21 protein-coding genes are annotated in these 25,476 nt (G+C 49.9%); 17 read left to right on the top strand and 4 right to left on the bottom strand.

The window, feature by feature from the left end:
* Positions 1-331 precede the first annotated feature (331 nt).
* Positions 332-1,324: an extracellular solute-binding protein gene (locus AKG09_RS10780; protein ID WP_082392003.1), complete on the bottom strand. Its 993-nt coding sequence runs from the start codon at positions 1,322-1,324 to the stop codon at positions 332-334.
* Positions 1,325-1,655: 331 nt separating this feature from the next.
* Between AKG09_RS10780 and AKG09_RS10775 the strand changes: the two genes are divergently transcribed.
* From AKG09_RS10775 to AKG09_RS10765, 3 genes are all read left to right on the top strand, one after another.
* Positions 1,656-3,275, top strand: a complete 1,620-nt coding sequence (locus tag AKG09_RS10775; RefSeq protein WP_197272149.1) for an iron ABC transporter permease — start codon at positions 1,656-1,658, stop codon at positions 3,273-3,275.
* The gene (locus tag AKG09_RS10770; RefSeq protein ID WP_082392000.1) at positions 3,272-4,300 is read left to right on the top strand and encodes an ABC transporter ATP-binding protein; all 1,029 of its coding nucleotides are present in this window, start codon (positions 3,272-3,274) and stop codon (positions 4,298-4,300) included. Before AKG09_RS10775 ends, AKG09_RS10770 begins: the two co-directional genes overlap by 4 nt.
* A gap of 411 nt (positions 4,301-4,711) precedes the next feature.
* A complete protein-coding gene (locus AKG09_RS10765; RefSeq protein ID WP_054619446.1) occupies positions 4,712-6,574 on the top strand; it encodes a lytic transglycosylase domain-containing protein in 1,863 nt (620 codons plus the stop codon).
* A 169-nt stretch (positions 6,575-6,743) separates the two neighbouring features.
* On the opposite strand, the gene AKG09_RS10760 is transcribed toward AKG09_RS10765, so the two are convergent.
* The 3 genes from AKG09_RS10760 to AKG09_RS10750 all read right to left on the bottom strand — a co-directional run bounded on the left by AKG09_RS10760 (position 6,744) and on the right by AKG09_RS10750 (position 10,505).
* A complete protein-coding gene (locus AKG09_RS10760; protein WP_054619445.1) occupies positions 6,744-7,079 on the bottom strand; it encodes a YbaB/EbfC family nucleoid-associated protein in 336 nt (111 codons plus the stop codon).
* 221 nt (positions 7,080-7,300) lie between these two features.
* Positions 7,301-9,337 (bottom strand): DNA polymerase III subunit gamma/tau, encoded by a 2,037-nt coding sequence (dnaX, locus tag AKG09_RS10755; RefSeq protein ID WP_054619444.1) that lies wholly within the window; start codon positions 9,335-9,337, stop codon positions 7,301-7,303.
* Positions 9,338-9,602: 265 nt separating this feature from the next.
* Positions 9,603-10,505 (bottom strand): LysR family transcriptional regulator, encoded by a 903-nt coding sequence (locus AKG09_RS10750; RefSeq protein ID WP_054619449.1) that lies wholly within the window; start codon positions 10,503-10,505, stop codon positions 9,603-9,605.
* 416 nt (positions 10,506-10,921) lie between these two features.
* On the opposite strand from AKG09_RS10750, the gene AKG09_RS10745 reads away from it, so the two are divergent.
* The 14 genes from AKG09_RS10745 to AKG09_RS10680 all read left to right on the top strand — a co-directional run bounded on the left by AKG09_RS10745 (position 10,922) and on the right by AKG09_RS10680 (position 25,373).
* The gene (locus AKG09_RS10745; RefSeq protein ID WP_054619443.1) at positions 10,922-11,242 is read left to right on the top strand and encodes a DUF485 domain-containing protein; all 321 of its coding nucleotides are present in this window, start codon (positions 10,922-10,924) and stop codon (positions 11,240-11,242) included.
* Positions 11,239-12,927, top strand: coding sequence for a cation acetate symporter (locus AKG09_RS10740; protein ID WP_054619442.1), 1,689 nt, complete (start codon positions 11,239-11,241; stop codon positions 12,925-12,927). Before AKG09_RS10745 ends, AKG09_RS10740 begins: the two co-directional genes overlap by 4 nt.
* Before the next feature lie 161 nt (positions 12,928-13,088).
* Positions 13,089-13,448, top strand: coding sequence for a hypothetical protein (locus tag AKG09_RS10735; RefSeq protein ID WP_054619441.1), 360 nt, complete (start codon positions 13,089-13,091; stop codon positions 13,446-13,448).
* Between the two features lie 5 nt (positions 13,449-13,453).
* Positions 13,454-13,876 (top strand): protein YgfX, encoded by a 423-nt coding sequence (locus tag AKG09_RS10730; protein ID WP_054619440.1) that lies wholly within the window; start codon positions 13,454-13,456, stop codon positions 13,874-13,876.
* A gap of 66 nt (positions 13,877-13,942) precedes the next feature.
* Positions 13,943-15,232 carry a bifunctional tetrahydrofolate synthase/dihydrofolate synthase gene (gene folC / locus AKG09_RS10725; RefSeq protein WP_054619439.1) on the top strand — a complete coding sequence of 430 codons (1,290 nt, stop codon included), beginning with the start codon at positions 13,943-13,945 and terminating at the stop codon, positions 15,230-15,232.
* A 20-nt stretch (positions 15,233-15,252) separates the two neighbouring features.
* The gene (locus AKG09_RS10720) at positions 15,253-16,689 is read left to right on the top strand and encodes an SPOR domain-containing protein (protein WP_054619438.1); all 1,437 of its coding nucleotides are present in this window, start codon (positions 15,253-15,255) and stop codon (positions 16,687-16,689) included.
* Between the two features lie 7 nt (positions 16,690-16,696).
* Positions 16,697-17,194 (top strand): CvpA family protein, encoded by a 498-nt coding sequence (locus AKG09_RS10715; protein WP_054619437.1) that lies wholly within the window; start codon positions 16,697-16,699, stop codon positions 17,192-17,194.
* 22 nt (positions 17,195-17,216) lie between these two features.
* The gene (gene purF, locus AKG09_RS10710; RefSeq protein ID WP_054619436.1) at positions 17,217-18,764 is read left to right on the top strand and encodes an amidophosphoribosyltransferase; all 1,548 of its coding nucleotides are present in this window, start codon (positions 17,217-17,219) and stop codon (positions 18,762-18,764) included.
* A 224-nt stretch (positions 18,765-18,988) separates the two neighbouring features.
* Positions 18,989-20,152 (top strand): O-succinylhomoserine sulfhydrylase, encoded by a 1,164-nt coding sequence (gene metZ / locus AKG09_RS10705; protein ID WP_054619435.1) that lies wholly within the window; start codon positions 18,989-18,991, stop codon positions 20,150-20,152.
* Between the two features lie 93 nt (positions 20,153-20,245).
* Positions 20,246-21,442, top strand: coding sequence for an MFS transporter (locus AKG09_RS10700; protein ID WP_054619434.1), 1,197 nt, complete (start codon positions 20,246-20,248; stop codon positions 21,440-21,442).
* A gap of 5 nt (positions 21,443-21,447) precedes the next feature.
* Positions 21,448-21,654, top strand: a complete 207-nt coding sequence (locus AKG09_RS10695; protein ID WP_197272148.1) for a DUF2788 domain-containing protein — start codon at positions 21,448-21,450, stop codon at positions 21,652-21,654.
* A gap of 69 nt (positions 21,655-21,723) precedes the next feature.
* Positions 21,724-22,776: an ABC transporter permease subunit gene (locus tag AKG09_RS10690; protein ID WP_054619432.1), complete on the top strand. Its 1,053-nt coding sequence runs from the start codon at positions 21,724-21,726 to the stop codon at positions 22,774-22,776.
* Between the two features lie 33 nt (positions 22,777-22,809).
* The gene (locus AKG09_RS10685) at positions 22,810-23,832 is read left to right on the top strand and encodes an ABC transporter permease (RefSeq protein WP_054619431.1); all 1,023 of its coding nucleotides are present in this window, start codon (positions 22,810-22,812) and stop codon (positions 23,830-23,832) included.
* Positions 23,829-25,373 carry an ABC transporter ATP-binding protein gene (locus AKG09_RS10680; protein ID WP_054619430.1) on the top strand — a complete coding sequence of 515 codons (1,545 nt, stop codon included), beginning with the start codon at positions 23,829-23,831 and terminating at the stop codon, positions 25,371-25,373. The genes AKG09_RS10685 and AKG09_RS10680 overlap by 4 nt, the downstream gene beginning before the upstream one ends.
* Positions 25,374-25,476: the final 103 nt, after the last annotated feature.

The raw sequence follows: 25,476 nt of genomic DNA, 5'->3' as shown, positions 1-25,476 counted from the left end.
AAGGCAGCTCAGATACCCGATAATCGGGTATCTGAGGAGAATAAAGGGAATATTGGAATAGAAAACAGCCGAAATCCGGTGTTTGGGCATCAACTGTTAGGTAAAGAGTTATTTTGCAAAGGTCTCAGGCATTCTTAACCATTCCAACCACTTATCGTCGTACTTAGGCTTGGCTGAGCATGACGAGCGTACTGCTTTTGGGTGGGTTTGATATACATCTCGTAAAGGCTACTCTTTTCATATTTCTTAAATTCTTAACTTCCGAATAAGACAATGCCTGTCTGAAAAAAGGTTTCAGACAGGCATTGTCTCTTTTTATAAGCCCTTATAGTTATTTATAACCTGCTTGTTTCATCAGCATCACAGCTTTTTTCTGGTTACTGCCGGCAACGGATACGTTAATCACGTCTTGTTTGAATTTGCCCCATTTGGCTACTTTAGGATCAGGATTAACTTTAGGATTAGCCGGATATTCGTGGTTCAGGTCGGCGAATAGGTTTTGAGCTTCGCTGCTGCTGAGCCATTCGATGAATTTTTGTGCTTCGGCTGCTTTTTTGCTGTGTTTTACTACGCCTGCGCCGGATACGTTAACGTGTGTGCCTTTACCTTGTTGGTCAGCAAAGAAAATGCCGATCGGCAGGTTGGGCTGTTTGTCCATCAAACGGCCGTAGTAGTAAGTGTTGGCAATGCCCACGTCGCAGCGGCCTGCGCCGATGGCTTCAAGCATGGCGGTGTCGTTGGCGAAAGGTTCGGCAGCCAAATTGCTTACCCAACCTTTTACGATTTGTGTGGTTTTTTGTGCGCCTTGATTGGCAATCATTGTGCCTACAAGCGATTGGTTGTACACATTATCGGAAGTGCGCAAGCATAGGCGGCCTTTCCATTTGGCATCGGCCAAGTCGGCGTAAGTAGAGAGCTCGGAAGGTTTAACTTTTTGTGTGTTATAGAAAATGGTGCGTGCGCGGACAGACAAGCCGTACCATTGGTTTTTCGGGTCGCGCAGGTGGGCAGGAATATTGGCTTTTAATGTTGCCGAGTTGATGGGGCGCAGCAATCCCATTTGGGTGGCTTGCCATAAGTTGCCGCCGTCAACGGTGATGAATACGTCGGCAGGGGTATTGCTGCCTTCGGCTTTCAGCTTGGCCATCAGCGGACCGGCTTTATCGTTAACCAGCTTAACGGTTGTGCCGGTTTTCTTTTGATAAGCTTCAGCAATCGGTTTGAGCAGGTTGTCGGCGCGTGAAGAGTAAACTACCAACTCTGACGCGTATAAGGGGGTGGCAATGATTGCGGCAGCTGCAAGGGCAATCGCTTTTTTCATCATGTTTTGATTCCTCTGTTTAATAAATTGAAATTGTGTTGATTAGACACGAGGGGGATGGTTTTAAAAAACCAACTTGCAAACGCTTTACATTATAGGTTAAGTGCTTTTTGCAAACAATATAAATTATCGTTTTTAATTGAACTAAATGTATTTTATTGCATCATCTTATTAAATTTATGATAATGACGCGTTTTATATGGTTTTTACCCGATAACTGATACGTTTATCGGGTTATTTGCTATTTAATAAGTTGTTTTATGACATTGTTGTGTCGGTTTGGTAGATTCAGGCACCGGTTTTAACCGTTTGCTTGTTTATGTGTGTGCAATGGATGGTTATGAAGCCCGCTTTTCGTAAGTTATTGCTGCCGCGTTTTTGGCTGCTGCTGTGTGTTTGTTCGATTGCTGTGCCGTTGGGGGTGATTATTGCTTCTTTCGGCACGTTTGATGCTGAAATTTGGACATTTTTGCTCGAATTCCAATTGCCTTTGTTGGTTAAAAATACTATTTGGCTGGTACTGGGTGTGGGCTTGGGTACGGCTGTGTTGGGTACTTCCAGTGCATGGTTAACAGCTATGTATGATTTTCCGATGCGGCGTTTCTTTTTTTGGGCCATGATGCTTCCGCTGGCGATGCCGGCTTATGTATTGGCGTTTACTCAGTTGGGATTATTTGACTATACCGGCCCGATCAGCACCTGGTTGCGGGAGAATAAGGGCTTCGAACAAGGCCTGCCTGAAATCCGCAATGGTTTCGGCTTGGCCGTTGTGATGAGCCTCACGTTTTATCCTTATGTTTATTTGTTGGCACGCAATGCGTTCAGCAGCATGGGGCAGCGTGCGCTGGAAGCAGGCGCTTCGCTAGGGCTTTCACCTACACGTTCTTTTTTTCGTGTGGCTTTGCCGATGGCACGGCCTTGGATTGCAGGTGGTACGGTTTTGGTATTGATGGAAGTGTTGTCCGATTTCGGCACGGTTTCCGTGTTCAACTATGACACGTTTACCACGGCCATTTATCAGGCGTGGTTTGATTTTTATTCTTTGGAAACGGCCAAGCAGCTGGCCGCACTGCTGTTTACGGCAGTTTTTGTATTGCTGGTGTTGGAGCAGTTGAGTCGGGGCGGACGGCGTTACAGCCAATCGGGTCGGATGCAGCACCGCAAGCTCCGAAAACTTCCGGCTTTCTCAGGTTGGTTGGCTTTCGCCTATTGCACCTTGCTTCTGACGTTCGCTTTCTTGATTCCGGTGGTGCAACTTTTGATTTGGGCTTATGAAACATTTAACGACGGCTTCAATACTTCGCTATGGAAAAATGCTTGGCATTCGTTTGCGGCAAGTATGGCGGCCGCCTTACTGGCTGCTGCGGTGGCTTTGCTGTTGGCACTGTCTAAGCGGGTAGATAAAAGCCGCTTTGCCGCGTTTTCCGCACGCGCGGCTACTTTGGGTTATGCCATTCCGGGTACGGTTTTGGCGGTTGGCGTGTTTGTGCCGGTGGCGTGGCTGGATAATGTATTGATCGACTGGCTGAAGCTGCCGGAAGAAGTTACCGGGATATTGAAAGGCACTTTGGCGGTGATGCTGGCGGCTTATGTGATCCGTTTTTTGGCTGTGGCTTTTGCTTCGGTAGAGGCCGGCTTGGAGCGCATCAGCCCTTCGCAAGCAGAGGCAGCACGGTCTTTAGGCTATAATGGCGCGGGTGTATTGCGACGGATTTATCTGCCGCTGCTTAAGGGTGCATTAGGCACGGGCATGTTGATGGCTTTTGTCGATATGATGAAAGAAATGCCGATTACGCTGATGACCCGCCCTTACGACTTGGATACGCTGGCTGTGCGTGTTTATGCGTTCACAATTGAAGGGCAGTTTGCCAATGCCGCATTGCCGGCTTTACTGATTGTATTGACCGGATTGGTGCCGGTGATTCTGTTTTCACGCACGGAGCAAAAATCATGATTCTGGAAGTATCGCAACTTAATCTTTCATTCGACAGCAAACCCGTGCTGCAAGATTTTGGTTTTGCGCTGCAAGAAGGTGAAATTGCCTGCCTGCTCGGGCATTCAGGCTGTGGTAAAACCACGGCGCTCAGATCCGTGGCCGGCTTTGAGCAGCCTGATTCGGGCACCATCACGCTCAGCGGGCGCATACTTTCAGACAGGCATTCTTTTATGCCGCCGCATCTGCGCAAAGTGGGCATGGTGTTTCAGGATTATGCTTTGTTTCCACACCTCAGCGTGAAAGATAATATTGCATTTGGTATTGCCAAACAGCCCACCGTCGAGCGCAAAAAAAGAATTGAAAGCTTACTGGAACTTATCGGGATGCCGGAATATGGCAGCCGTTATCCGCACCAGCTCTCCGGCGGCCAGCAGCAAAGGGTGGCTCTGGCGCGCGCATTGGCGCCTAAACCTGAGTTGATTTTGCTGGATGAGCCGTTTTCCAATCTTGATTCTACTTTGCGTATGCGTCTTTCCAAAGAGGTGCGATGCCTGCTCAAGCAGGAAAACACCAGCGCGCTGATGGTTACGCACGACAGGCACGAAGCATTCGCCATGGCAGACAAGATCGGCATTATGGCAGAGGGCCGATTGAAACAGTGGGATACGCCGCGTAATCTTTACCGCAATCCGGTAGACGCCGAGGTGGCATGCTTCACCGGCAAGGGTGCTTTATTGGGTGGTACGATTGAACGGGGCGCAGTGAAAACGGCAGCGGGCATATTGCCGTTGATGCCGGAAAATAGTGTTGAAGGCAGCATGGTTCAAGTGTTTGTGCGACCGCAGAATGTGTTGGTGGGTGTTGAAGGTGGGGCTGAGGCTGAAGTAATAGAACAGGATTTTCAAGGCCGTTGCCTGATTCTCACGTTGAAATTGGAAAGTGGTGAAACCATGCTGGCGGAAACCTCCGCAGAATGTAACTTAGATGTGGGTAGCCGTGTGGGCATAAGGCTTGAAGCGGAAAAACTTGCTGTGTTTGCCTAAGTTCCAATTAAGGTTTACATATGCCTGTCTGAACATGTTTTCAGACAGGCATTGTTTTATTTCAAAGTGTAGGTGGAGATTGTTCTTGGCAATTTTCATAGTCAATCAACACATTAATACAAGGCAACAACGCCGTAGCAAAAATAAGTTTATTTGCTATATATTGTTTGCGGTTTACCGCTTCACTTGAAAGATTAATGATAGACTGTATTTCCAATTATTGACACACACTCAGATTTTAAATTGTAAAGATTTGTTTATTGCATGAGCTGTTTGCTTAAATCGCTTAGAATTTCAAGTCTGATTTTTAAAAAGATCAAATCTCCACAATACAGGCTGTTGAAGCAGGGCTATTGGCTCGGCTTGCCAGCTGAATCTGAATAATATTATTTAACAGAAGAATATCTTGAGATGATGCAAAACCGTATTTTCAAGCTTACGATGGCGGCGGTTGCCGTTACGGCTTTAGCTTCTTGTTCGTCCCGTGAGCAGCATGTAGAGCCGGTAAAGCGTGGTGCTGATGCCGCACCCGGCGGCGTACATTTGCCAACTGTCAGAGCCACTGAATCGCCTAGTAAAATTTTATCTGACTATCAGATGTATCAAAGCGTATTGGATGCCATCAAGCTTGACAATGATGTATTGCCTTCGCAGTTTCTGAGCCGCGCAGATAATAGTGCGATGGCTGAGAATGTTCGTAATGAGTGGCTGAAAAGTTTGGGCAAGCGCGGCCAGTGGGCGCAGTTTCAGCAGCAATTTGCCAAGTTGGATAAAGCGGGTCGTGCGCAGGAAGTATCCTGCTACGCCGAATACAATGAGTTGATGCAGGGAAAAAGAAGCGAGCTGGCTAAGAAAATCGCTGGCGAGCTGGGTAGGCAAGCGACGGGCTGTACCTTGTTGGTAGAAGAATCTGCGAGGCGCGGTCAGCTGGATACGCAAACTGTCTGGCGCCGCGTAAGAGGATTGATCAGCAACAACCAAATCACAGATGCACGCAATCTGACCGCTGCGCTGGGTAGCCCGTTGGATGGCTTTGAAGGGCAGGGCGCACAAGAAAAATTGTTGGTCAATGTGATTAGCCCTTCTGCCCTGAAAAACGGTTCGGCGGCAAGTCGTTTGAGCGGTTTGGATGGCATGCTTACCCGCGAACAGAGCGGCTTTGCTTGGGGCGTGCTGGGCTATGCCGAGGCTAAAAAGCAGAATTTTTCTACTGCGTTGAACTATTATAACCGCGCCGATAAAAAACAATTGTCGGATGATCAGTTCGAATGGTATGCCCGTTCGGCTTTGCGTTTTTCCCGCTGGAGCGACTTAGCCAACATCATCGAAAGTATGCCTGAGCACTTGAAAAAGAAACCGGATTGGCAATATTGGCTGGCACGCAGTTTGGCTGCCCAAGGCAACAGTGGTCGTGCGAAAAGCTTATACACCCAGGCTGCCCAATCAGGCCGTAATTTCTATGCGGTGATGTCGATGGAGGAGCTTGGTCAGCGTGTAAGTACCAAAAATAATGTGTCAGAGGCTTCGAAAAAAGACGTGAAAAAACTGGCGCAAGATGGTGCCATTGACCGTGCATTGAACCTTTTCCAAGCCAGCCAAACGTCGGGCGATTGGAAAATGCGCCGTCAGGCTCAGGCAGAGTGGCGTTTTGCCATCCGAGGTTTTAATGAAGATACTTTATTAGCCGCCGCGCAACTTGCTTTTGACAAGGGTTTCTATGAAATGGCTGTGAATACGGCAGACAGCACCAATCAGAAGTTGAATTACACGCTCCGCTATATCTCGCCGTTTAAAGATATTACCGTGCGTTATGCGAATCAGGTAGGTATTGATCCGGCTTGGGTATACGGCCTTATCCGTCAAGAAAGCCGGTTTATGCTGGGCGCGCAATCCAGCGTCGGTGCTCAAGGTTTGATGCAGGTAATGCCGGCAACGGCGCGGGAGATTGCCGGCAAAATCGGTATGGACAGCAGCCAGTTATATACTATGGATGGCAATATCCGTATGGGTACCTGGTATATGGCCGATGCAAAACGCCGTTTGCAGAATAATGAAGTGATGGCAACGGCCGGTTATAATGCCGGCCCGGCTCGTGCACGCAACTGGCAGGCAGCTACTCCTTTGGAAGGTGCAATTTACGCGGAAACCATTCCGTTTAATGAAACCCGTGACTATGTGAAAAAAGTGATGACCAATGCGACTTATTACGCAACAATGTTCAACGAGCCGCAAACATCGCTGAAACAGCGTATGGGTACCGTGCCCGGACGTTAATTTTTCAGACAGGCATCTTAGTTGCCAGCTTTAAAAGCCCTTCACATTGATAGTGATGGGCTTTTTAGTTTGGGGCTTATCTTGATTATTGTGATCGGGGTATAAATGATCGAAATGCCTGTCTGAAAAAATTGTTTTCAGACAGGCATTGTTGAGTGTTTGTAAAGGTTTATTTGAAGAAATCACCAAAACCGGGCGGCAAGCCTTGAGTGAATGCTCCCATGGTTTTGCTGGTTAATTCTTCGGCCTGATCGCCTGCTGCATTAACAGCAGCCAAAACCAAATCTTCCAGCATTTCTTTATCATCGGCAGCTTCGGCGATTAAGTCCGGGCTGATGTCGATGCTTTTTACAACGTGGTTACATGTCATGACCACTTTGACCAAACCGTTGCCTGCTTCGCCGCTGACTTCGGTAACAGCCAGTTTGGCTTGGGCTTTTTTCATATTGTCTTGCATTTTTTGGGCTTGCTGCATCAAACCGCCCAGACCTGCTTTTCCAAACATTAATAGGTACTCCTATGGGTAAAATATAAAAACGGTTGTTTACATTCCGTATTGTGCCTGTATCAGATAAAAACAAGGCCGAATCCGGTTTGTAGAAAAATGAGTTGAAAACAACAATTATGCTTGTTAAACAATTTGTTAGTGTTTGACAGTTAAACTATATTCGTCTATTCCAACGGTTATGAAACTTGATGGCCGATAGGTTTTCAGACAGGCATATTTTATTCTTCGATATTTTCAGCCAACTCTATCGTATCGGCTTTCCACTCATGGCAATCGAGCAAATTCATTAGTTTTTGACATGCCGGGTCGCTTTCAAGGAGCTGTTGTGCGCGTTGGCGGCCCTCAATTTGGAGCCGGTTTTTCCGCATGGCGGGCGTTTCCCAGTTGCGGTTTTCTTCCCAGGCGCAGGTTTGCAGCTTGAGGTCGGGCATGTCGTAGGCTTCGGCCAGTGCGTTTCGGATTTTGTCAAAAAAGCCTTTGCTTTTGGCTTCTTTGGCAGCGTTGGCGGTAAGCGAAAGTGTCAATACTTTGTTTTCCGTGTCGAAATCAACCCATGCCGCATGGTTTGTGAGCATTTGTGCTGCGCCGAGTTTGCGGGAAAGGCGGAATGAAATTTGTGCCCAATTGTCTGCCGTAAATTCGGGCATGGGCGCAAATGTTTCTTCTGCATCCGTTTCTACGCCATCCTCTTCTTCATTGCTGCCATACGTTATGTGTTCGGATTCTGGCAATGGAAGCAGGTTGGCTTCCTCATCGTCGAAGGGGGGAGGGTAATCGATCGGGTAATCCGGGTAGGGTTGGGTGGCGGATATTTCGTGTTCCGACGGTGTTTCTTCCCACGGCGGGCTGTATTCTTCGGCCTGCGTGGCGGTAACGGCCACGGCATGTTCAAAAATGGTATCCGCCGGTACAGCTTCTGCAAAAACAGGAGCTTCTATAATGGGTTCAATAAAAGGTGGTGGTTCTACCTGCTCTGCTTCGGGAGCAATAGCCGGTTTGTTTTCAGGCGTCGCTTCTTCGATAACTTGTACATCGGAAGGTTCGGCTGCTTCGGGCTGACCGGAATGATCAGGTAGGGCTATAGGCTTTTTTGCGCCGGTTTCCTTTTCGGTAGAGGGCGTGTGTAGCTCGGTGCCGCTGATTTGGCCGTTGGTTGGTTGGCCTGCGGCGGCGAGCGGGGAGAAAGCGAGCATGCGCAACAAGGTCATTACGAAGCCTGCGTATTCATCCGGCGCCAGGCTGAGATCGCGTTTGCCGTGAATGGCGCATTGGTAATAAAGCTGGATTTGTTCGTCACCTAAATGCTCGGCTAATATTTGCAAGGTGTCCCGTTCGGGGTCGTCTTGACTGATAGCGGAGGGTACGGTTTTGAAGAGGGCGATGCGTTGCAGCAGCACGGCCAACTCGTTCAATGCGCTGTCGAATCCGATGGCGCGTGCGGCCATTTCTTGCGCTTTTTGCAGTAAGGCGGCTCCGTTTTGCTCGGCAATGCTTTGTAGCAGTTCGTAAAGATAGCGTTTGTCAACCGCGCCTATCATATGGCGCACGTCTTCTTCGCTTACTTTGCCCGAGCCCATGGCGATGGCTTGATCAAGCAGGCTCAAAGCGTCGCGCATGGAGCCTGCGGCGGCGCGGCCTAATAGTTGAAGTGCAGCAGGTTCGGCAGGAATATTTTCGGCTCGCAGAACATGGGCAAGATGGTCGGCGACTTGTTGCGGGGTCATATTACGCAACACGAATTGCAGGCACCGGCTCAATACGGTTACCGGCACTTTATGCGGGTCTGTGGTGGCGAGGATGAATTTTACATGCTCGGGCGGCTCTTCCAATGTTTTGAGCATGGCGTTGAATGCCGATTTGGAAAGCATGTGCACTTCATCGATGATATAGACTTTGTATTTGCCGGAAGTGGGCGCGTATTGGGCGTTTTCGAGCACTTCGCGGATATTGTCGATGCCGGTGTTGGATGCAGCGTCGATTTCTAATAAGTCGACAAAACGGCCGGAATCGATTTGTGTACAGCTTTGGCATTGTCCGCAAGGTTCGCCGTTGCTCGGGTTTTCACAGTTCAGGCTTTTGGCTAGGATGCGTGCAATTGTGGTTTTACCGACGCCGCGAGTGCCGGTTAAAAGATAAGCATGATGCAGACGGCCTTTGTCGAGCGCATTTTGCAGAGCTTTGACAACGTGCTCTTGGCCGACTAAATCGGCAAAGGTTTTGGGGCGCCATTTTCGGGCAAGAACTTGATAAGCCATAAGCTTTCTTTAAGGATGCGGGTTGGGATAATTGAATGCTTTCAGACAGGCATTGTGTTTGATTGAAATCCTATGCCTGTCTGAAAAACAAAGTTGCGCTATTTTAGCAGATATGACGGGAGAACTTAATCATCAATCAAGCCGGCCCGATCACTTGGCGGAATTGTCAGTCGCAGATGATGTTCAAGGTTTTGCCGGACATTGTTTGGAAATGCACCGCAGATGGGCGTGTTGCGGAGGGTTTAGCCGATTTGTTTGAAACGGCTTATGTGCCCTCGGGTTGGTTTTTTAGCTGCCACACGTTTTCTACACTCTGTTTGATCAAGACAAGGGCAGGGTCGTGCTCGTATTCGTCCAGATAAATGAAATTGAGCGGTAAGGTTTGGCGGAATTCTTCAATCACGCTAACCGGTTTGCCGGCGTTGATTGCATCCTGTGCTTTGTGGCTGGGCACCATCGCCACGCCGATGCCGTCGCTCACTAAGTCGACTATGGTTTGGGGATAGTCGCAGATAATCTGCCGCTTGGGCGAAAGGCGGTTGGCGCGCCAGAATTGTTGCAAGTGTTTGTTGCTGGCAGATACGCCCGACATTTCGATCCAGATATAGTTTTCAAGGTTTTTGGGTAGGTTGTTGCGGATATTTTCTACCTCTGCCGTAGGGCAAATGAGTGAATATTGAATGTTTTCCAAAAAGATGCTGCGCACGCTGCGGGTGTTGACCGGGCCGAGAAAGAAACCGCCGTGCAGCTGTTTGGACAATATGCGCTCCAGAATTTCACCGCTCATGCCGTATTGGATGTGTAGCTGGATATCGGGTGCCGAATCGTTTAGCAGGCGGGTTAATTTGGATACGCGTTTGCTGCTGATGGGATGTATCAGGCCGATTTGTGCATCTTGCGTGTAATGCTCGGCCAGTGTTTTGGCAAAGTTATCAAGCCGGTGTTTGTGTTGTAGAAGGGATTCGGCTTCCGGCAGGAAAATCTCGCCGGCGCGGGTTAGGCTCATGCCGTTGCTGGTGCGGTTGAATAAAGGCGTGCCCAAATAAGTTTCGATGGCTTTAATCTGGGCGGATACGGCAGGTTGTGAAAGAAACAAACGCTCAGCGGCTTGGGTAAGGTTGCAGTGGTAGGCAACTGCTACAAATGATTTTAAATGGTTGATGTCCATATCGGTATTTCTCAATTTCAGCAGAATTAGGTCGGCAAAAATATGGTGTATTCCGGCCATTTTTTATTATGTACATTATTTTTTTAATATATTAACTGATTGGAGATAAATTTGGAAATTGTTTTAAAAACAGAAAATTATTGTTAGTTCATAAAAAAAACGGATGGATGGCATCAGAAAACAAAATACAGCATAAGCTTATCTTTGAAGTATGGTTATGGAATTTTAATATCTTAGGTGATGGATAAGCTCGTCGTTTTGTATGGGAAGTTATGGCAAATGAACTTATTCCTGCTACGGCTTTGCTGTATATTGTGTCAAAAATAAGTTTGTTTGCTAAGAAGTAGTTTGGCATATATTGACGATACGGTTTGTCTGTTATGGGTAATTTTAAAGGGTAGAAGGAGAAAATTAAGATGGACAAACAAACTGCACGCAGGGTGTTGGATGATCCTGAATTTCAAAAAATGGCCCGGCAAAAAGCTTTGCTCGGCTGGGGGTTTTCGGCAGTCATCCTCTTTATGTATCTGGCTTATATATGGGTGATAGGCAGTAGTCCTGACCTGCTTAAAACCCCCGTGTCTGCAGATGGTATTACCACTTGGGGCATTTATGTCGGTATCTTTGTGATTGTGTTTTCATTTGTCACCACAGGGATTTATGTGACGATTGCCAACGGTAAGTTTGAAAAAATGACTAAGCAGGTAATTGACAGCGTTATGGAGGATAAAGCATGAATTTTTCAGGCAAAACTTTTTGGTTTGCAGCTTTATCGTTGCTGGCTTGTTCGGGTGCATTTGCTGATGCGATTTCGGGAGAAGTGCAAAAGCAGCCTTTGAATATCCCGGCGATTGTAATGTTTTTGATTTTTGTGGGTTTAACATTGGGCATCACGGTTTGGGCGTCGATGCAGAATAAATCTACAAAGGATTATTACACTGCAGGCGGCGGTATTTCCGGCTTTAAAAACGGCTTGGCGATCGCGGGCGACTATATGTCGGCAGCTTCGTTTCTCGGTATTTCTGCAATGGTGTTTACCAGCGGCTATGACGGCTTGATTTATTCGACCGGCTTTTTGGTGGGCTGGCCAATTGTGCTGTTTCTGGTAGCCGAGCGGTTGCGTAATCTGGGTAAGTTTACCTTTTCCGATGTGGCCGCTTACCGTTTGGCACAAACGCCGGTACGTTTGTTTGCTGCTTCCGGCTCGATTCTGGTGGTGATCTTTTATCTGATTGCCCAAATGGTGGGTGCAGGTAAGCTGATTCAGCTTCTCTTTGGCATGGATTATATTTATGCCGTGATTTTGGTGGGCGTATTGATGGTTTGCTATGTGTTGTTCGGCGGTATGCTGGCCACGACATGGGTGCAGATCATCAAGGCGGTGTTGCTGCTTTCCGGTGCGACGTTTATGTCGTTTATGATTTTGAAGCACGCCGGTTTCAGCTTTGAAACCATGTTCCAACAGGCTACTGCTATTCATGAAAAAGGTACGGATATTTTAGGCCCGGGCGGTTTGGTGAAAAACCCGGTTGATGCGCTTTCGCTCGGCTTGGCGTTGATGTTTGGTACGGCCGGCTTGCCGCACATTCTGATGCGCTTTTTCACCGTGCCTGATGCGAAGGAAGCACGTAAATCCGTGTTTGTGGCCACAGGCTTTATCGGCTATTTCTATTTGCTGACTTTCATCATCGGCTTCGGTGCGATTATTTTTGTGTCTAAAGAAAATCCGCATTTCTTTACCGCCATTTTGAAAGAAGGCAAAACAGTGTATGAGATGGTGGGCGGCACGAATATGGCGGCGATCCACCTTGCCGAAGCATTGGGCGGTAATTTGTTCTTGGGCTTTATTTCTGCGGTGGCATTTGCCACGATTCTGGCGGTGGTGGCCGGTTTGGCTTTATCCGGCGCTTCTGCGGTGAGCCATGATATTTACGCCTCGGTTGTCCGTAAAGGCAAAGCTACGCAAGAAGAGGAAATGCGCGTTTCTAAGATGACAACGCTCACGCTGGGCGTATTGGCGATTTTGTTCGGTGTGATGTTTGAGAAACAAAACGTGGCGTTTATGGTGGGCTTGGCGTTTGCCATTGCTGCATCGGCCAACTTCCCGGTGTTGATGCTTTCTATGTTCTGGAAAGGCTTAACCACTAAAGGCGCGGTAGCCGGCGGCTTTACCGGCTTGATTTTGGCTTTGGTGCTGATTGTGTTGGGGCCGACTGTGTGGGTGAGTGTGTTGCACAATGAATCGGCGATTTTCCCGTATGCCAATCCTGCGCTTTTCAGTATTCCGGCGGCGTTTATTGTGGGCTGGCTGGTGTCGCTGATGGATAAATCCGAGCAGGCGCAAAAAGACAAAGAAGGTTTTGAAGCCCAATATGTGCGTTCGATGACGGGTATCGGCGCTGCCGATGCTTCGGATCATTAATCAGGCTTATTGAATGAAACACCATCCGCTAAATTGCGGATGGTGTTTTTTTTCAGACAGGCATTGCGGGGCAGTCATAACTGCCGACGCATACTTTCAGACAGGCATAGTTTGAAGTACAATCCTGCTTCGCTAAAACCGAATCCAAAGGATAACCAAGCATGTATTTTGTTGACCGAACGGCCGTAGTGCTGAAGCCTACTGAAAAATTTCTAAGCTGGCTGAAATCTTCCGATCAAGATATGCCCGACTTGACCTTGGCGCAAATCCGCACCAACTGTTCGGTTTATCTGGTGCCGCAGTTTGACGAACCGGAGGCAGTGGTTTCTTATTTCGATGAGCGTTATCAGGAAATTTTTGAAGCCGAAATTTCCGGCTGGGACATTGAAAAAAGCAAATGGCCCCAAGACATGAGCCTGCAAGCTTTTTGGGAGTTTTTCGAAGTGGAAATCCACGATATGGTGCTGGACATGGATGATTCGCACATCAGCGTCAGCCCCGTGTTCGACAATATGATGTAAGCCTGATGCAGGCGTTTCAAGTTAAGCTCAAGCCGTCGAAACGCGGCATGCTGCTGGCAGCGGCATTGCATGTTTATGCTTTTGTGTTATGTTTTACCGCATTTTACGGCTGGATGCGTTGGCTGGGTGTGGCGGCATTGGGAGCAAGCTCGGTTTGGGCATGGTGGCTGCAAAGCATGAAGGGCAAACACAGTGTGTCTGCCATCCATATCGATACTTCGGGCCGCGCCTCGCTTTCGCAATCGGATGCCGTGTTGCGCCATGCAAGCCTGTCTGAAAGCAGTTTGATACACAGAAGAGCTTGTTTTTTGCAATGGCAGCTTGAGGGTAAACGCATTTCGCACACCGTGCTACCCGATATGACCGATGCCGAAAGCTACCGCCGCCTGATTGTGTGGGCGAAATTCGGCAGAAGCAAAGAAGAGTAACATTAATCCACCTATGCCTGTCTGAACAAGTTTTCAGACAGGCATTCAGCCAATATCATCAAAACCATGAAAAAAAATCTGAACGACTGGCTCTCCCATTTAGAAACCGCCCACAGCGCGGGTTTGATTTATATGGGTCTATCGCGCGTGGGAGAAGTGAAAAACACCATGCGCCTGAATCCGCAGTGCCCGGTAATCGTGGTAGCGGGCACCAACGGCAAAGGCTCGGTTTGCGCATTTTTATCGCAAATATATAAAGAGGCCGGCTTCAAAACCGGCACGCTAACCAGCCCGCATCTGTTGAAATTCAACGAGCGCATTTGTGTCAACACACAGCCTGTTTCAGATGAAGAAATCGTGGCCGCATTCGAGCGCATCGAAGCAGCGCGGGGCGATATTTCCCTAACTTATTTCGAATTCAACACGCTGGCCGCAGTAGATATTTTCATGCGAAACCAAGTAGATGTGATGATATTGGAAGTCGGGCTGGGCGGCCGTTTGGATGCCGTGAACATATTTGACGCCGACGTATCCGTGGTAACCAGCATTGATTTAGACCACCAATCTTTCCTCGGCGACACCATAGAGCAAGTTGCTTATGAAAAAGCCGGCGTGTTCCGCAGTGGAAAACCCGCCATCTGCGGTCAGAACCCGCCGCCAGAAACGCTGAAAAAACACGCTGAAGCCATAGGCGCGGATTTATTGTTGATCGGCGAAGATTTCAGCTATACCAAGCTGGAAAACCAGCAATGGTCATACCGTTTTCACCCGCGGCCTGATCCGCAGTTTTCAGACAGGCATACACGCAACCGAAACGCTCTGCCGATTCCCGCATTGCGCGGTGCATATCAAATCAATAACGCGGCCTGTGCGCTGACCGTTATCGAGTGCCTCAACCATCAATTGCCGATAGACATAGGCGCCGTCAAACGCGGCTTATTGATGGTGCACAACCCCGGCCGTTTCCAAGTTTTACCCGGCAGGCCGCTGACGGTTTTGGATGTAGGCCATAATCCCCACGCAGCCCGCGCGCTGCGCCAAGGCTTGATGGCCTTGCCGTTTGCACAAAACCGCACTGCCGTGTTCAGCATGTTGAACGACAAAGACATTGATTCGGTTTTGGAAATTCTAAAAGACCAGTTTGACGAATGGCATATCGCCCCGCTGCATCTGCCTCGCGGCATGACGTTGGAGCAGATAGCTGAAAAACTGGCTGCCCACGACATAAGCAATGTAAAACAGTTTGAAAATATAGCAAAAGCCTATGATGCAGCTTTTGCGGCAGCTTCGGAAAATGATAGAATTGTTGTATTCGGCTCATTCCACACTGTTGCCGAAGTTATGGGAACACTATAGTACACATATAGGATTAAACAATGCTGCCTAAGCACTTGGAATCATTGGAAGAATACGAAAATCTCAAGCGCAGAAACCGTCGCCGGTTAGCCGGTGCGTCGGCTATGGTGGTTGTGGTGGGTTTGATATTTGCCAAAACCTCTGGCAAAGATGAGGCAGAGCAAGCCGCCGCTTCAGCCCCTGTTGTTACAGCATCCAAAAAAGCTACTCAAGTTACCCAATCCGAGCATAAAAAAGACGAAATATCCGAAGAAGCCGACACTAAGAAAGCAGAAGAGGAAGCCGAACGAAAAGCAGTAAAATCAGAAAAGGCAGAAAAAACTGCAGCTGCGGAGAACAATAAGCAGCGCGTAGTGTTCCTCAGCCCGGACGACACCAATCCCCCTCCCAAAGAAGAAACACAAGATGTTAAGCCTAAATCCAAAGATAACCGGATTTATGAGCTGGCTGAAAATCAGGAAAGTGTAGAAGTTTCGGATGAAGACGGCCATTCCCGAACCGTAACCCAAAAAGCAGCTCCGGCTGAAAAAATGGATCCCAAGCCGGAAGAGTTCGCACCGATTCCAATAGTGACTATTAAAAATACCAACAAAGAAGCGGTTGTTAAAGAGCGTGAGCGTAAAGCTGCGGAAGAGAAGAAGGCTGCCCAGCTGAAAAAAGAGGCTGATGCTAAAAAAGCAGAAACAGAGAGAAAATCCGAGCAAGCCAGAAAAGCGGCTGATGAGAAAAAGACCGCCCAGTTGAAGAAAGAGGCCGAAGCGAAGAAAGCGGCGGAAGAACGCAAAGCCGCCCAGCAGAAAAAAGAAGCGGAAGCCAAAAAAGCAGCGGATGAGAAAAAGGCCGCCCAGTTGAAGAAAGAGGCCGAAGCGAAGAAAGCGGCGGAAGAGCGCAAAGCCGCCCAGCAGAAAAAAGAAGCGGAAGCTAAAAAAGCAGCGGATGAGAAAAAGGCCGCCCAGTTGAAGAAAGAGGCTGAAGCGAAGAAAGCGGCGGAAGAGCGCAAAGCCGCCCAGCAGAAAAAAGAAGCGGAAGCCAAAAAAGCAGCGGATGAGAAAAAAGCCGCTCAGTTGAAGAAAGAAGCCGAAGCGAAGAAAGCGGCGGAAGAGCGCAAAGCCGCCCAGCAGAAAAAAGAAACAGAAGCCAAAAAAGCAGCGGAAGCGAAAAAAGCCGAAGATGCCAAAAAAGCTGGCCAGCAAAAGAAAGACGCAGAAACTAAAAAAGATTCTGGCAGGGCGGTAATTCAGGCGGGCGCATTCCGTGACGAAGAGGCAGCCAAGAAAACGCTGCAAACTTTGCGCCAATCCGGTATGAGTGCTTCTATCAGTAAAGTAGAAACCAGTAAAGGTACGGTTTACCGCGTGCGCAGTGGTTCTTTCCCTAACAAGGAAGCCGCAGACAATGCTTTGAACCGGTTGAGAAGCAAAGGTGTAAACGGTTCTGTGGTTAGTCAGGGTAAATAGTATTGTTATGGCCACTTTTGATATTCTTGCCGCCCTCGTGGTCTTTATATGTATTATTATTTCGATGATGCGCGGCGTAATCGCCGAAATTGCGGCTTTGATGACTTGGATAGTGTCGTTTATCGCCGCACGTATGTTCGGTCAGGATTTTGCCGAAGCATTTCTCACATCAATCCAACCCCATGCATTAAGCGTGGCGGTTGGTTTTATTTTGGTATTTGCTGCGGCGTGGTTGGTGATGTATTTGCTGCGTTCTTTGCTGACTTCGATGGCAGGATCGCTGGGTTTAGGCAGCGTGAACCGCTTACTGGGCGGGGTATTCGGCGCGTTAAAAGGGGTGTTGATTATTACCTTTGTGGTGCTGGTGTGCTCGTTTACCGATTTGCCTAAAACCAATGATTGGCGAAGCTCCGTCAGCGCGCCTTATTTTGAAACGCTGGCCTCCACCGCGTTGCCGGCGCTTTCAGACTATATGACGGAAAAATTGAAAAATCCGATGATTTAATTGTTTTGGAGATATAAACAAGATGTGTGGTGTGTTTGGGTTGGTGGCGAATGAACCTGTGAACCAGTCGCTGTATGACGGTTTGCAAATGTTGCAGCACAGGGGGCAGGACGCAGCGGGCATTGTCACGGTTCAAGGCAATATGTTTCACATGCACAAAGGCAAAGGCATGGTGCGGGATGTGTTCCGGACCCGCAATATGCGTGATTTGCGCGGCAATGCGGGTATTGCGCACGTGCGTTATCCTACTGCCGGCAGTGCGGGCAGCGGTGCCGAAGCGCAGCCTTTTTACGTAAGCTCGCCTTTCGGCATTGTTTTGGCGCACAACGGCAACCTGACCAATACCGACGAGCTTTATGAAAATGTGTGTAACAGGCATCTGCGCCATATCAACACGCGTTCTGATTCGGAAGTGTTGCTCAATGTATTTGCCCACGAGCTGCGCCGCGAGATAACTGCTTCTAATGATGCTCAATTGAGCGTGGATAATATTTTTAATGCCGTTTCCCAACTTCATCGCTGTGTGCGGGGCGCCTATGGCGTGGTTGCACTGATTGCAGGCTATGGTTTGGTGGCGTTTCGTGATCCTAATGGCATCCGCCCTTTGGTTTTGGGCGCGCAAATTGATGAGCAAACAGGTAAAACGGCTTATGCGGTGGCTTCGGAATCGGTTGCGTTTAACTGCCTGGCTTTTGACTTGGAGCGTGATATTGCGCCGGGCGAAGCTGTGTTTATCACGTTTGACGGCCAGTTTTATTCGCGCCAGTGCGCTGAAAATACCAAACTTTCCCCTTGTTTGTTTGAATACGTTTATTTTGCCCGTCCGGATTCGGTGATTGACGGTGTGTCGGTTTATCAGTCGCGGGTCAAAATGGGTGTGGCTTTGGCGGAAAAAGTGAAGCAGCATTTGTCGGTAGATGATATTGATGTGGTAATGCCGATTCCTGATACCAGCCGCCCCAGTGCAATGGAGCTGGCGCATCATTTAGGCAAACCTTATCGTGAAGGTTTGATTAAAAACCGTTATATCGGCCGTACATTTATTATGCCCGGGCAGGCTACCCGCAAAAAATCCGTGCGTCAGAAGCTTAGCCCTATGGCTTCCGAGTTTGAAGGTAAAAATGTTTTATTGGTTGATGATTCCATTGTGCGCGGCACCACCAGCAGGGAGATTGTTGAGATGGTGCGCGATGCCGGAGCGCGTAAAGTTTATTTTGCTTCGGCAGCGCCTGAGGTGCGCTACCCTAATGTTTACGGAATCGACATGCCGACCCGCGAGGAGCTGATTGCCAATGGCCGATCCGCCGAAGAAATCGCGCGGGAAATCGGCGCGGATGCCTGTGTGTTTCAAGAATTGGGGGAATTGGAAAATTTGGTGCGTGAGTTAAACCCGGAAATAGAAGGTTTTGAAGACTCTTGCTTTAGCGGCTGCTATCCGACCGGCGATATCGACGAAGCTTATCTAAAACGCCTGTCTGAAGGTGAATCTACCGGCTCGGCGGCTTTTGTTCAACCGAGCTTGATTGACCACAACGTACGCGTAGACATCAGCTCGGATACGGATGAATAATGCTTAACCAAATATTTTAAATCTGTTTAACCGGCAATGCCTGTCTGAAAACGTTTTCAGACAGGCATTTTGTTGTTGAACGGGACCAGCCGTACATATGCCTTCTTCCGCGCATTTACACATCCGTACGCATATTTCATTAAGCGCCTTGAAATCGCCTGAAAATAAGCGCAAAATCGTTGCTCCGTTCAAACCACAAGAAGCAAGAATAAAGGAAATCAAGCATGAGTGAGCTTCACCCCCAAACTCTGGCAATACGGGGCGCTAAAGAGCAAACCGAATTTAACGAACACAACCAAGCCCTATTTCTTACCAGCAGTTTTATGTGGCAGGATGCTGCTACTGCCGAAGCTTTGTTTTCAGGCCGGCAAAGCGGTTATACATATAGCCGCACAGCCAACCCGACCGTAAGTGCGTTCAATAAGCGGATGGCTTGTCTTGAAGGGGGAGAACAAGCGGTTTCGATGGCTACGGGTATGGCTGCGATTCAGGCTGCTTTGTTAACCTTTCTCAATGTGGGCGACCATATGATTGCCAGCCGCAGCCTGTTCGGCACCACCATGGGTTTTATCATGAACCATGTTACGCGCTTCGGTATCGAGGTAACGCTGGTTTCGCCTACGGATGTAGCCGAATGGCAGGCGGCGCTGAAACCGAACACCAAAATCCTGTTTTTAGAAACGCCTTCCAACCCGTTGGGTGAAGTGGCTGATTTGGAAGCTTTGGCCAAAGTGGCGCATGACGCAGGCGCGCTTTTGGTGGTGGACAACAGTTTGTGTACGCCAGCTTTGCAGCAGCCGCTGCGCTTCGGCGTTGATTTGTCGGTGGAATCGGCCACCAAAGGCATCGACGGCCAGGGCAGGGTACAAGGCGGTGTGGTGGTTGGTAAGGCTGAATTAATGAAGCAGGTTCAGGTTTATATGAATGCCGCCGGCATTTCGATGTCGCCGTTTCATGCTTGGGTGTTGCTCAGCGGCTTGGAAACGCTGACCGTGAGGATGAACGAGCAGAGCCGCAATGCCGCGCAGATTGCCGATTGGCTTCGGGCGCAGCCGCAGGTGGAAAAAGTGTATTACGCCGGTTTTGCCGATCATCCGCAAGCCGAGCTGGTTAAGAAACAGCAGGCTTCTGGCGGGATAGTGATTGGCTTTGAGGTTAAAGACGCAGAAACTGCATGGAAAGTGATTGATTCTGCGAAAATCTTTTCCAGAACGGCAAACTTGGGTGATGTGCGCTCCACCATCTGCCATCCGTGGACAACCACACACGGCAAAATGGCACCCGAAGAAAAGCGTGAAGCCGGTATTGGCGAAGGCTTGGTGCGTTTGTCGGTGGGGTTGGAGCATCCTGATGATTTGATTAATGATTTGAAACAAGCATTGTCGTAATGTTGTTTTCAGACAGGCATTTCAAATATGCCTGTCTGAAAACATCCAAACACGCTTGATTAATCAATATATGCCTGTCTGAAAGCCTCAATCATGTCTGCTGCCAAAAAATACACCTTGCTCACCATCGCCGCTATTTTCCTGATAGCCTGCTGCCTGCGCACGCCTATTGTGTCGATGGGGCCGCTAGTGAAAATGATTCAGGCAGACATGGGCAGCGGCAGCACTCTGATGGGCATTATCGGCACCGTGCCTGTGTTGGTGTTTGCTTTTTGCTCGCCGTTTGCCGCTCCGCTGGCGCGGCGTTTCGGCTTTGAAGAAGTGTTGATCGGCGCGCTGTTGGCTTTGGTTGCGGGGATTTTATTGCGTACGGCGGGCATGTCGCCAATGCTGATGCTGGCGGGTACGTTGATTTTATCGGTGGGTATTGCGATGGGCAATGTGCTGGTTTCCGGCGTGATTAAACGCAGCCTGCCTTCGCATGTGGGGCGTTTTACCGCGCTTTATAGCGTGACTATGAGCCTTACGGCGGCTTTATCTGCTGCTGTTGCCGTGCCGGTGGCGCAGCGTGTGGGCTGGCAGATGTCTTTGAATATGTGGGTGTTGCCGGTAATGCTGGCTTTGGCGGTGTGGCTGGTTTTGCGTGTGAAACAAGGGCATCGGCCGGTGGCGGGCGTGGCGGAGCAGGAGCTGGTAGTGTCGGTGTGGCGCAATAAGCTTGCTTGGGCAATCAGCATTTTAATGGGCATGCAATCGCTGCTGTATTACACGTTTTCCGCTTGGCTGCCCACTATTCTCGCCGACCGGGGCGTGAGCGCGGATGAAGCCGGCTATTATGCAATGCTGATGCAGATGGCGGCCTTGCCGGCGATTTTCTGTGTTACCACGTTTTCCATGAAGATGCGCAATCAGCGCCTGCTGGTGCTTTCGGTAACATTTTTGAGCTTAATCGGCATGGCGGGGCTTTGGCTGCTGCCTTATGCAACGGCTTTATGGGTGTTCTGCCTCGGCGCGGGTGTGGCGGGCACGTTTACTTTGTGTTTGCTTTTATTTGTGCAGCGCACTGATTCGGCGGCGGAAGCGGCCATGCTTTCGGGTATGGCGCAAACAGTCGGCTATCTGCTGGCGGCAACCGGGCCGGTGGGTGCGGGCTGGTTGTTTGATAAAACACAATCGTGGAATATGGCGCTGGCTGTTATGACCATGTTGATGCTGGTAAAATGTGCCTGCGGCTGGTATTGCGCCCGTCCGGTTACGTTGCGTGAGGCAGCTGGAATCAAGAAAGGATAAAGATAATGACTGAAGCGGAATTCGCAACTTGGTCTTTGAGAATCGGCCTGACCGTGTTGGTGGGCTTTTTGGGTTTTATCGTGTGGGATTTGGGTAAAAAATCCAATGCGGGTAAATTCGGCATGTTTATGCTCTTTTTGGTATTGGGCTTGGGTGTGATCGGATTCTTGTTTAAAAACGTGTTGGTCGAGCTGATTTTGCTCAATAAATAAGCAAATGCCTGTCTGAAAAAAGCCCGATGGTGTTTTCAGACAGGCATTTGCTTAAAAAGGATTGGTTGCATGCTCCGATACATCATTCAGCGTTTGCTGCTGCTGGTTCCCACGCTTTTAGGGATTCTGGCGATTACTTTCGCCATTATCCAATTTGTGCCCGGCGGCCCGGTTGACCAAATGGTTGACCGGCTGACTGGTGCGGGCATGATTAGCGAAGCGGCGCAGGGCAGCGGCGTGGGTATTAACCGAAGCGGCAACCGCCTCAATGCGGAAGACATGGCAAAGCTCAATGCGCTTTACGGTTTCGACAAACCGCCTTTGCAGCGTTTTGGTGAAATGGTGGCGAAGTTTGCCCGCTTTGATTTGGGCGAAAGCTTTTTCCACCATCAAACCGTGTTGGAGCTGGTAAAAGAAAAACTGCCTGTTTCCATGAGCTTAGGGCTGTGGACTTTTTTTCTTACCTATCTGATATCCGTGCCCTTAGGCATTATGCGCGCGGTAAAAGACGGCACGCGCTTTGATGCTTTGAGCGGCATCGTGATTCTGGTGGGCTACACAGTGCCCGCTTTTGTGTTGGGCTTGGTGCTGCTGGTGCTGTTTGGTGGCGGCAGCTTTTTCGCCTGGTTTCCGCAAGGTGGCCTAACCGGTAGCAATTGGGACGAACTCAGCACGGCGGGCAAAATCAAAGATTACCTCTGGCATATCACGCTGCCGATAACCGCTTCGGTGGCAGGCAATCTGGCCGTGGTTACCGTGTTGACCAAAAACGTGTTTCTCGAAGAGATCCGCCGCCAATACGTTTACACCGCACGCGCCAAAGGCCTGTCTGAAAAACACATTCTCACCAAACATATCTTCCGCAATGCCATGATTCCGCTGGTAACCGGCTTTCCCGCCGCATTTATCGGCGCGTTTTTCACCGGCAGCCTGCTGATTGAAACCCTGTTTTCACTCGACGGCCTCGGCCTGCTTTCCTACGAATCCGTGATGAAGCGCGATTATCCGGTAGTAATGGGCACGCTCTACGTGTTTACCCTCATGGGGCTGCTGGCCAAGCTGCTTACCGACATTTCTTATTCATGGGTTGACCCGCGCATCCATTTCGGCGGCCGGAAATAGCTTTTCAGACAGGCATAGACCAAACGGAGACTTATGCGAAACATCTTAGCCGCAAAAGCGTGGCAATCATTTAAAAAACATAAGCGCGGCAGCATCAGCCTGATCATCCTGCTGATGCTTTTTGCCGCCGCCTTGCTCGCGCCTTTCTGGAGCAACGATAAACCCTTGTGGGTCAACTATGAAGGCCGCCACTACTTTCCTATTTTCAAAACCTATTACGACAAAGATTTCGGCGGCGACTTCGATACTCCCGCCGATTATCTCGACCCGCTTATCAAACACAATATCACCAGCAGCGGCAACCGCGCGGTTTATCCCGTGAACCCCTACGCCGCCAACACCTTAAACGATTTCGACACGCTGCCCGACCCCGCGCCGCCGTCTGCCAACCACCTGCTGGGCACCGACGACCGTGGCCGTGATGTGTTGGCAAGATTGGTTTACGGCTTCCGCGATTCACTGCTGTTTGCCTTGGTGTTAACCGCCGTTACCACCACCATCGGCGTGTTGGCCGGCGCCGTGCAAGGCTATTTCGGCGGTAAAACCGATTTGCTGATGCAGCGCTTTATGGAAATCTGGGGCGGCATGCCCGAGCTTTATCTGCTGATTATCCTTTCATCATTCTTCAACCCCGGCTTGTTGGTGCTGCTGTTTCTGCTTTCATTGTTCGGCTGGATGGGTTTATCCGACTATGTACGCGCAGAATTTCTTAAAAACCGGCAGGCTGATTATGTGCTGGCCGCCAAAAGCATGGGCGTGCCCGACCGCACCATCATGTGGCGCCACATCCTGCCCAACAGCCTAACCCCCGTGCTCGCTTTCCTGCCTTTCCGCATCTCCGGCGGTGTGCTCGCCCTCACCAGCCTCGACTTCCTCGGTTTGGGCGTGCCCGCTTCGCAAGCCAGCTTGGGTGAACTCTTGGCGCAAGGTAAAGACAACCTCGATGCTTGGTGGATAGGCCTGTCTGCATTCGGCACGCTGACCGTGATGTTGCTTTTGCTGGTAATGATAGGCGAAGGGCTGCGGCATGCGTTTGATGTGAGGGCGAGGGGATGACGAATATTCTGCAAATTGAAAATCTAAATGCCTCGTTCCCCGGCAAACAAGTGCTGTACGACATCAACCTCAACGTCAAACAAGGCAGCAAAACGGCGGTTGTGGGTGAAAGCGGCAGCGGCAAAACGGTGCTGGCGCAGGGGATTATGCGTTTGAATCCGGATGTGTCGCTGAGCGGCAGCCTGAAATTTAACGGCGAAAACCTGCTTGATTGCAGCGAGCGGCAGCTGCGGCGTTTGCGCGGGCGGGAAATAGGCATGGTGTTTCAGGAGCCGATGACGGCGCTGAACCCTGTGATGCGCGTGGGTGCGCAAATTGCCGAGGTGTTGACGCTGCATTTGGGTTTGGATAAGAAACAGGCGTGGGCGCGGGCGGTGGAACTGCTGGCGGAAACGGGCATTCACCATCCCGAAGAAAAAGCGTTTGCCTATCCGTTTCAGCTTTCCGGCGGGCAGCGGCAGCGGGCGATGATTGCGATGGCGGTGGCGGCGGAACCTAAGCTACTGATTGCCGACGAGCCGACCACGGCGCTGGATGTGGCGGTGCAGGCGCAGATTTTGGATTTGCTCGGGCGCTTGCAACAATCGAAAAATATGACGCTGCTTTATATCAGCCATGATTTGAACTTGGTGCGCCGCTTTGCCGATAATGTGGTGGTGATGCAGCACGGGCGCGTGGTGGAGCAGGGCAGCGTGGCGGAGGTGTTTGCGAGGCCGCAGCATGAATATACGCGCATGTTACTGAATGCCGTGCCCGAGCGCAGGGTGCAATGTCTGTCTGAAAAAGCGGAAACGGTGATGGAGGCCGGGCAGGTCAGCGTGTCGGTTAGCGAGCGGGCGGGTTGGTTTAAAAAGCGGGAAAAAGTGCTGCTGCAACCGGTGTCGTTCAGGCTGAAAAGCGGTGAAACGCTGGGTGTGATCGGTGAGAGCGGCAGTGGAAAAACCACGCTGGCGAAGGCTTTGGTGAAGCTGATGCCGGCAAAAGGCAGCCTGAAAATCCGGGGCGAAGCTTGGCGACCGGATTTGCGGCGCGAAACTCAGATGGTGTTTCAAGATCCGTTCGGGGCGTTTAACCCGCGTATGAATGTGTTGGAAATAGTGTCTGAAGCTTTGAATGTGTACGAGCCGGCGTTGGATGCGGCGCAAAAAAAGGCACGGGTGCTTGAGGTGTTGCAAACCGTGGGGTTGGGCGGCGATATTCTCGAGCGCTACCCGCACGAGTTTTCCGGCGGGCAGCGGCAGCGGCTGGCGATTGCACGCGCGATTATTGTGCGCCCTAAAATTTTGGTGCTCGACGAGCCGACCAGTGCGCTTGATGTGCAATGGCAACAGCAGATTTTGAAGCTTTTGGGCGATTTGCAACGGGAACACGGCTTGAGCCTGATCATCATTAGCCATGATTTGGTGGTGATTTATGCTTTGTCGCACCGCGTGATGGTGTTGAAAGACGGCGCGATAGTGGAAGAGGGCGATTGTGAGGCGGTGTTTGCAAATCCTGATAACGACTATACGAAAAAACTATTAGCGCATAATAAGGCTTGAAATTTAAGCCCGGCGGCCTTATCCTCACAGGCAGGTGAGTTTTAATTCAAGCTATGGCTGTGAAGTTTGATTTTTCATGGCTATCTATTCCAAAAGAAAAGGA

Origin of the sequence: Neisseria sp. 83E34, assembly GCF_001308015.1 — a bacterium.
Classification (GTDB): domain Bacteria; phylum Pseudomonadota; class Gammaproteobacteria; order Burkholderiales; family Neisseriaceae; genus Neisseria.
The sequence above is the reverse complement of the archived record's forward strand: the minus strand, read 5'-3'. Positions and strand labels throughout refer to the sequence as shown.

Coding starts and splice junctions, on each gene's coding strand:
- AKG09_RS10780 (WP_082392003.1), bottom strand. CDS start 1,324: ATGATGAAAAAAGCGATTGCCCTTGCAGCTGCCGCAATCATTGCCACC.
- AKG09_RS10775 (WP_197272149.1), top strand. CDS start 1,656: ATGGTTATGAAGCCCGCTTTTCGTAAGTTATTGCTGCCGCGTTTTTGG.
- AKG09_RS10770 (WP_082392000.1), top strand. CDS start 3,272: ATGATTCTGGAAGTATCGCAACTTAATCTTTCATTCGACAGCAAACCC.
- AKG09_RS10765 (WP_054619446.1), top strand. CDS start 4,712: ATGATGCAAAACCGTATTTTCAAGCTTACGATGGCGGCGGTTGCCGTT.
- AKG09_RS10760 (WP_054619445.1), bottom strand. CDS start 7,079: ATGTTTGGAAAAGCAGGTCTGGGCGGTTTGATGCAGCAAGCCCAAAAA.
- dnaX (WP_054619444.1), bottom strand. CDS start 9,337: ATGGCTTATCAAGTTCTTGCCCGAAAATGGCGCCCCAAAACCTTTGCC.
- AKG09_RS10750 (WP_054619449.1), bottom strand. CDS start 10,505: ATGGACATCAACCATTTAAAATCATTTGTAGCAGTTGCCTACCACTGC.
- AKG09_RS10745 (WP_054619443.1), top strand. CDS start 10,922: ATGGACAAACAAACTGCACGCAGGGTGTTGGATGATCCTGAATTTCAA.
- AKG09_RS10740 (WP_054619442.1), top strand. CDS start 11,239: ATGAATTTTTCAGGCAAAACTTTTTGGTTTGCAGCTTTATCGTTGCTG.
- AKG09_RS10735 (WP_054619441.1), top strand. CDS start 13,089: ATGTATTTTGTTGACCGAACGGCCGTAGTGCTGAAGCCTACTGAAAAA.
- AKG09_RS10730 (WP_054619440.1), top strand. CDS start 13,454: ATGCAGGCGTTTCAAGTTAAGCTCAAGCCGTCGAAACGCGGCATGCTG.
- folC (WP_054619439.1), top strand. CDS start 13,943: ATGAAAAAAAATCTGAACGACTGGCTCTCCCATTTAGAAACCGCCCAC.
- AKG09_RS10720 (WP_054619438.1), top strand. CDS start 15,253: ATGCTGCCTAAGCACTTGGAATCATTGGAAGAATACGAAAATCTCAAG.
- AKG09_RS10715 (WP_054619437.1), top strand. CDS start 16,697: ATGGCCACTTTTGATATTCTTGCCGCCCTCGTGGTCTTTATATGTATT.
- purF (WP_054619436.1), top strand. CDS start 17,217: ATGTGTGGTGTGTTTGGGTTGGTGGCGAATGAACCTGTGAACCAGTCG.
- metZ (WP_054619435.1), top strand. CDS start 18,989: ATGAGTGAGCTTCACCCCCAAACTCTGGCAATACGGGGCGCTAAAGAG.
- AKG09_RS10700 (WP_054619434.1), top strand. CDS start 20,246: ATGTCTGCTGCCAAAAAATACACCTTGCTCACCATCGCCGCTATTTTC.
- AKG09_RS10695 (WP_197272148.1), top strand. CDS start 21,448: ATGACTGAAGCGGAATTCGCAACTTGGTCTTTGAGAATCGGCCTGACC.
- AKG09_RS10690 (WP_054619432.1), top strand. CDS start 21,724: ATGCTCCGATACATCATTCAGCGTTTGCTGCTGCTGGTTCCCACGCTT.
- AKG09_RS10685 (WP_054619431.1), top strand. CDS start 22,810: ATGCGAAACATCTTAGCCGCAAAAGCGTGGCAATCATTTAAAAAACAT.
- AKG09_RS10680 (WP_054619430.1), top strand. CDS start 23,829: ATGACGAATATTCTGCAAATTGAAAATCTAAATGCCTCGTTCCCCGGC.